Source organism: Methanosarcina sp. A14 (assembly GCF_001729375.1).
Lineage (GTDB): Archaea > Halobacteriota > Methanosarcinia > Methanosarcinales > Methanosarcinaceae > Methanosarcina > Methanosarcina barkeri.
In genome coordinates, this window is record NZ_LZPK01000317.1 from 1 (window position 1) to 7,141 (window position 7,141).

The 7,141-nt window shown below is 36.0% G+C and carries 6 protein-coding genes; all 6 read left to right on the forward strand.

Annotated features, from left to right (window positions below; translation table 11 throughout):
- Nucleotides 1–628: 628 nt before the first annotated feature.
- The 6 genes from A9239_RS13840 (at nucleotide 629) to A9239_RS13860 (ending at nucleotide 7,041) form a co-directional block, all read left to right on the forward strand.
- Nucleotides 629–1,057 carry an HD domain-containing protein gene (locus tag A9239_RS13840; protein ID WP_053010599.1) on the forward strand — a complete coding sequence of 143 codons (429 nt, stop codon included), beginning with the start codon at nucleotides 629–631 and terminating at the stop codon, nucleotides 1,055–1,057.
- 176 nt (nucleotides 1,058–1,233) lie between these two features.
- Nucleotides 1,234–1,362 (forward strand): hypothetical protein, encoded by a 129-nt coding sequence (locus A9239_RS20590; RefSeq protein ID WP_255361954.1) that lies wholly within the window; start codon nucleotides 1,234–1,236, stop codon nucleotides 1,360–1,362.
- A 707-nt stretch (nucleotides 1,363–2,069) separates the two neighbouring features.
- Entirely contained in the window at nucleotides 2,070–2,330 is a 261-nt protein-coding gene (locus A9239_RS13845) for a hypothetical protein (RefSeq protein ID WP_048117059.1), read from the forward strand.
- Nucleotides 2,331–2,603: 273 nt separating this feature from the next.
- Nucleotides 2,604–2,783, forward strand: coding sequence for a hypothetical protein (locus A9239_RS13850; protein WP_048117061.1), 180 nt, complete (start codon nucleotides 2,604–2,606; stop codon nucleotides 2,781–2,783).
- Between the two features lie 2,012 nt (nucleotides 2,784–4,795).
- Nucleotides 4,796–5,782, forward strand: coding sequence for an iron ABC transporter permease (locus A9239_RS13855; protein WP_048117064.1), 987 nt, complete (start codon nucleotides 4,796–4,798; stop codon nucleotides 5,780–5,782).
- Nucleotides 5,773–7,041 (forward strand): heme ABC transporter ATP-binding protein, encoded by a 1,269-nt coding sequence (locus A9239_RS13860; RefSeq protein WP_052712837.1) that lies wholly within the window; start codon nucleotides 5,773–5,775, stop codon nucleotides 7,039–7,041. The genes A9239_RS13855 and A9239_RS13860 overlap by 10 nt, the downstream gene beginning before the upstream one ends.
- The last annotated feature ends 100 nt before the right edge of the window (nucleotides 7,042–7,141 follow it).

The window sequence follows — 7,141 nt, forward strand, 5'->3', positions numbered from 1 at the left end:
GAAGAATTAGCAAGAAGAATCAGGTTTTCATCAAAATCAATATTCGATATCAATATTCGATATCTAAAGACTTCAATCCAAAAATTGTATTTCAAGGATTGGGACCAATTACAAAATCTAGTGATTTTTTATTTTATGTTCCTAACTGGATTTTGATACTGATTCGTAGAAGGCTCTGTTCCAAAATCTATTGATTTTGAATTTTACATTTATCACTGGATTTTGGTACTGAGTCATAGAAGTAATATTTCTAAAAGCATTGCTAAAAGCAAACTCTCTATTCTAAATTTCTTCTTCCTTCTCATTTAAATTACTCTTATGTACTTTACCAAGAAGCAAGTTTAGAAAGCTTAAATATTCCCAAAGCTAACATAACCATGCTTTTTAAATCCTGTTTTACTGAATTGGGGTGATTTTGGAAAATATATACAAACTCTATAAACTTATTTTTGTTAAGCGTTTACATAAACTTTCTATGTAAACTCTCAAACTATTCAATTTTCACACTAATTTAGAGTCTGTGATGATTTTCTGATCTTTGATAGTTTGATTATTGAATAAGAGGTATATATATGAGCCAATTACCTTAATTAATAGCGCAAAAGTGATATGAATGAACAACATAAACATGACAATTAGGCAAGCAATCGAATTTGGCACGAAAGCACATGCTGAGCAATATGATGATGCAGGAAATGACTATTTTATGGCCCACTGCTGGCAGGTTTATGAAATTGTCAAAATACTTTACCCTAATGACTTTGAACTGCAGGCAGCTGCTCTACTTCATGACACGTTAGAATACACCGACACAACATATGAAAGGTTAGCTGCCACATTTGGAAAAGATGTCGCAGACCTCATTCTTGAAGTCACACATGAAAGAAAAGAAGATGACACAGGGTGGTATTTCCCTCATCTGCGTTCTATACGTGGGGTCGTCTTAAAATTTGCTGATCGTGCTTCTAATTTGTCCCGAATGGAAGGTGTATGGGATGCTGAAAAGATTGAAACGTACATCAAAAAATCGAAATTCTGGCAGTCCGAAGATATATAAAAACACATAGCTAAATTTAGTTATGTACATTTTCTCTTTTTCCGGGCTTCTTTTTGAAGCATTTGAGTTTTCAGCTATGTAGAAATCTTCTAAATAACACATATCATCAGTTTAAACCCAATTGCTGGAATTCTCTTAAGAATGTGCTGACAGATATATTTGGCAAGAGTGGTGTAATGATCTTATCGGGATTGCCACAGGTTGCTCAGGCAGCAGCAAAAACGAAAAATAGTAAGTTAAAAGAGTTTTTTAACAGGAGTGCCAGACCCGTAAAAGCGATGAGGCTTAAAATTCGGGTTTGCTAAAACAGGTTTCCTGTATTAAGTGGCAACATATCAATTTTTATAATCATTACGAGCTTAAAAAGCAGTCAGAATTCATCAATAATCAATGATGACGCCTAACAATTAGTTCCTAAACTGTCTTAATATTCAAGTCATTTTTACAATTGGATAATTGGTAATGTTAACTTGAAATCCATATCGTAATTTTTCTCATATCGTAATTTTTCTCATATCGTAATTTTTCTCATATCGCAATTTTTCTCATGTCGCAATTTTTCCGAAATTCAGGTACACTTTGACCTAAAAAATAGTACTTTCCCCTATGAGATAAGCACTTAATCTATAAAATCAAGTACAGTAAAAATTATAACTTAAATTTACACCTTAGATATTTAACAGACTAATCCTATTGTTTTTCGATTAAGTTTATGAGTTTTGTCCATAGATTCCGTATAATTCTTCGACACATTCTAAGCCTGTTCAACCATGATTTGAATATGCAAGATTGCATGTTTTTTAATAGAGAAGCCGCTTTCCGTCTTTCTATTCCGCCTCAAAAGGTTGGATTTTTAGTTAGAAAGTTGAGCTATATATAGAAGGTCAATATAAGACTAGTATAACATTATAAGCAAAAGCTTATAAAAATAATTAAATTTGATAACTACTAGCTTTTGTTTTATTAAGTGCGCAGTCCAAATAGACAATGCACATTTGATAGGGGGAGCACTATGTCAGTTAAAATCGAATGGCAAATTTTTAAAGCCGAGACCCGGAGCGATGGCACGTGGAGTTCGAACAGCCCTGCTCTTGCGGAGTTGCTCAACGCCATAGCAAGCCCGGACAAAATAAAGGAACCTTCTCTGGATATTGAAGATGCTATGGCCCATCTGGCCATCAAAGGGTTGCCGTATTTCAAAATAACCGAAATCACTTCCGGGAATACCAGGGAGAATAACAGCATTAAAAAGCCTTCAGTGGCCATATGTTAGCATGAACTCGCAAGTAAAAACCAGTAAAATAGACAATTTGTGTTCGGTTAAAACGCTATCTGAAGAAAATGTGTTATTTTCATTGCATTTGTAAATCTGTAGTATGGAAAAAATAGAACATTATAATCTTTATATTAAATTATATTACATTTTATTATTTTTCATTTATTTAATTGCATAAGACCTCTTTTACACATATTCTGGTTTTTCGTAACTCTATATCTACTCTGTTTTAAGTGAGACACAAAAACGGTTAGGGAAAACTGCTGTAACATGGACAGGACATTTACAGGAAAGCTTTCAATAGCGTCTGGGGAGAATACTGGGAAGAATATAAAGAACCTTCCGAATGACGGAGAGGGACTACAAGAGAAGAAACTGCCCACAAGGTTGTCTGGAGCGTGGTGGAGAAAGTATATGAAGAAGATTCTAAAAAAACTGAATAAAAAATAAATTTTTGATTTTTGAGACTCTGTCTGTTTAGCTTTTGAATCCTTTTTTATGAATATTCTATACTTATCAGCAAGACAATCAGCTTGAAGATAACTGTGGAGCTCTTACTATGAAAAGGATAACAATCGGCCTCCTATCCTCAAGATAACCATCCTGATGATAATCGTAGCCCTACCTAATTGTTAAAGGCCTGAAAATTGGGACCTACATATTTGGGATATCAGGAAAATAAGAATAAAGTCACATTTTAAATATTTGGATAGAGTATTTACTATAGGTGGGGAGGTGTAAAAATGCATATACTATCTTTAATAATAAATACTAAATGCAAATACCGTAATTCATGTCCACATTTCCAGAAAGAAGGCAAATACTGTGAAGGATTGGACTATTGTAAGTGCGGGATATTTTTGAAAAGAAAAAGAGGAATCTGAACTTTTTCAGCTTTTACTCTTGAAATACTTGATATCAGTCGTTATTCTGAATCTCTTTTGCTTCCTGTAACTTCTTCCTAACAGCTCTTTTTTGTTTCTAACTAGCTTTTCTACAAAAATTCAGAGAACGAAGAGTGGATCTTCGCTATTTCGAGTGGGCAACTTACATTTAGCTCCTGAATATTAAAGTATGAATATTGAAGTATTATAAGTAAGATATGATAATAGTTGTATAAGTAAGATATGATAATAGTTGTTGTTGAAAATCATATTCAAGCTTGATGTTTTCATATTTGATCTAAATTCTTTTTAACTAAATAATTATTTTCAACCCGTACAAAACAGCGAAGAGCCATAAAAGTACTTATTACTACTTGACTTAACGATTTTTATCTCATGAGTTCATCCCAAAACCAGTTTTATTCTCAAGAATGGTAAAGTTTCAGAGTTATTTCCCACAATCTGAAGCTCGATTAACTATTCAGAATATGAATTCAGAGAAGCAATTTTGAGTTTTGGGATTAAAATCCTATATACGAGCCTATTCCAAAACTCATAACTGCTTCTCATAATCTCAAATCAGGAATAATCAATGAGTTTCTGATCATGGAAAATAGTTCTGAAACTTTTCTTAATTTAAGAAAAAAACTTGGTTTTGGGATGAGCTCATACCTTATTCTGAATCGATCGAAACTGTCAGGTCCAGTTTTGTACCTTGTTGTCCTCTGAGCTTTGCACAAATCCATTGCCAGAAATGCACATTAGAGTAGAGACATTCTGAATAGTGGAATGGCGTGTTGTTCCGCAATCCATGATATAACTTCTTGTTGTACCATGTCACAATAGGATTACCTCAAATAGAAAAGGTAGCTTAGTGATGAAATTCATAGTATAGTTTCTTATCGCACTTGCGGAAAGTGAGGCAAAAACAAAAAATAACGAATTTCCACGTATATTGGTTAATGTAATAAGATATACAGGAAGCAAGGTATACGGAAAGCAGAAAAATAAATAACTCAGCATTAAACACAATTTATTTTGTTTTTTTACTTAAAGTACAAGAAAATATTTCCTAATCAATAAATGGAAGAAATATTTTTATACAAGTAAAGTTAATTTGTGGTAACTCAAGTTAACTTGTGCTATATATCAACATCCTACATACGAATTGATTCCAAAACTTACTGTTGTTTCTTTAAATTTCATATTCCAAGTCTCTTTAAATCTCATATTCCAAATACTCAATCGAGTTTCAGGTAGTGAAAAAATGGTTATGTGACTTTACTGATTTTGAAAACATAATTGTTTTGGGATAAGCCCTATCATATGAAAATTTTTCTCCAAATGACTGTTTTTGGATATTAATAGAGAAAAAGCATAGACAGGGACAAAAAAGACACAGCAAAATCTCAGATGTAAAAAGAAATGATCAAAAATGATTGCTAGAATCTTTGCTTATGATGGACTGAGACAGTGCTCTACTATTGCCAATATTCAGTATGCCTTCTTGACAGTGATCCGGTATAGTTCAGAAAAGTTCTGTACAGTTTCAGAGGTTATTTAAGAATACTACAGGAGATGGGTAATATAAGAGCATTGCATACGACAATATCTGTTACGTCATATCGATGGGTGTTAATAATTATCCTTATCGCAATAGCAGTCATTAGCGCCATCGTCTGTACTTTTATTGGGCCTTCTAATATTTGTGGAATACAAGTAATGGAAACCTCAAAGATGTCCCTTATCCTTACTCAAATCAGGCTACCACGTGTTATCACATCATTTATTGTTGGTGGAGGGTTAGCAGCAGCAGGAGCAGCAATGCAGGGATTATTTCGTAATCCGTTAGCCGACCCTTATGTTATCGGTACATCATCAGGTGGAGCGCTGGGTGCAGCAATTTCTCTCGTAATATTTCACAGTTTTCTACTTCCTTTTGCAGCATTTTGTGGAGCATGCAGCTCTACCATAATTGTTTATATTATATGCCGGCAGAATGGAAAGGTAGCGGTAGAGACTCTTCTTTTATCAGGGATCGCAGTCTCATTATTCTGCTCGGCTATGCTTTCGTTCCTTATGTATAAGTCTGGGAACGATTTACACCAAATCATGTTCTGGCTTATGGGGGGTCTGTGGAATACTACATGGGATAAGGTACGTATTGGACTTTTAATAATTCCAGCTATTGGCATACTCCTTTTTACTGTTCGCGAGCTCGATATTCTCTCATTGGGCGATGACGAAGCATCATCACTTGGTGTAAACACAGAACGAATCAAGATTGTATTGCTTGCAATTACGTCATTTATTACCGGGATTGCCGTCTCACTTTCAGGTTCGATCGGATTTATTGGACTTATCGTTCCTCATATGGTCAGATCTATTTCCGGATCTTCGTTTCGTTTCTTGCTCCCTATATCCTCCCTTGCAGGTGGGATCATCCTGATGTGGGCAGATACTCTAACTCGGACATTCATGAATGACATGCCAGTTGGTATCATTACGGCATTCTTTGGAGCACCATTTTTTATCTACCTTATAAGGAGGAGAATGTGGACATAACAGAATCAGTGATCAGCGTTACGGATGTTGATGTTAAGATAGGCACTGCGGAGATCCTGCATAAGATAAGTGCTAGTGCTGGTCAGGGCATGTTTGTCGGTATTATTGGCCCTAATGGTTCAGGAAAGAGTACACTCATCCATTGCATGAGTCGCACCTTGAATCCGACAACAGGCAATATCCTTATTGTAGGAGAGGAAATTGAAAAATATTCGCGTAAGGAACTGGCCAAGATGCTTTGCGTGGTACCTCAGGAGTCCATGCGGACATTTGATTTTTCCGTAGACGATATTGTTATGATGGGGCGCTACCCGTACCAGAAACTTCTCCGTCCTCCTGAGCCTCATGACAGAGAAGCATGCCAGAAAGCAATGGCGTTGACTGGCATTTCACATCTTTCTGGGAGGAGTATCTCAACGCTTAGCGGTGGTGAATGGCAACGTGTCTTGATTGCTCGGGCACTGGCACAGGAAACACCTTTACTCCTGCTGGATGAACCTATCAGTCAGCTTGACATAAATCACCAGATTGAGATCCTATCTGTTCTACAAAGCCTGACACGCCAGGGTTCAACAGTAATCTGTGTGATCCATGATCTGAATCTTGCTTCTCAATACTGTGATGAGATTATTATGCTGGACCAGGGAACTGTATATGCAGTTGGAACCCCACACAAGGTAATGACTCAAGAAAATATCCGTGTTGTCTTTGGTCTTGATGTACTGATAAAAACCCATCCAACAACTGGCAAATTGTACCTGCTTCCTATCTATCATAGAAGACCCATCAAAAACGGTGGTCGAAAGGTACATCTTATTTGTGGCGGCGGATCTGGCACTGAGATTATGTTTGCTCTTCATGCAGCCGAATGTGATGTCAGAACAGGTATTCTCTCTATGAATGACGCTGATTATTCTACTTCAATTCAATTAGGTATTCCCTGTATTGCTGAACCTCCTTTTTCTCCAATCACTGATGTTTCACGCTCATTACTTGAAGAAAGTATAGGCACAGCAGATCTTGTTGTATTCACATCAATGCCATTTGAGCAGGAAAATGTGGACAATCTACGTATCGTGTCTGAATGTTGTAATAAACCTATTCTGCTTGTAACAGATTGTTTTTCCAAAAATATTGAAAATTGCATGGCAGGCGAAGCGGCAGCAATCGTTAATCGTATGATATCAGATGGCCGAGCAGCCATGGTCACCAGTATAGAGGCCCTGGACCAGTGTTTGGGGAAAGAATACTCATCATAATAAATAAATGCACAGGGTGGGGCTATTTGACATTCTAATCTGTATTTTTCATAAAAGTACTAGAAAAAATCTGGTAGAAAAAATCTGGTAGAATAAATCT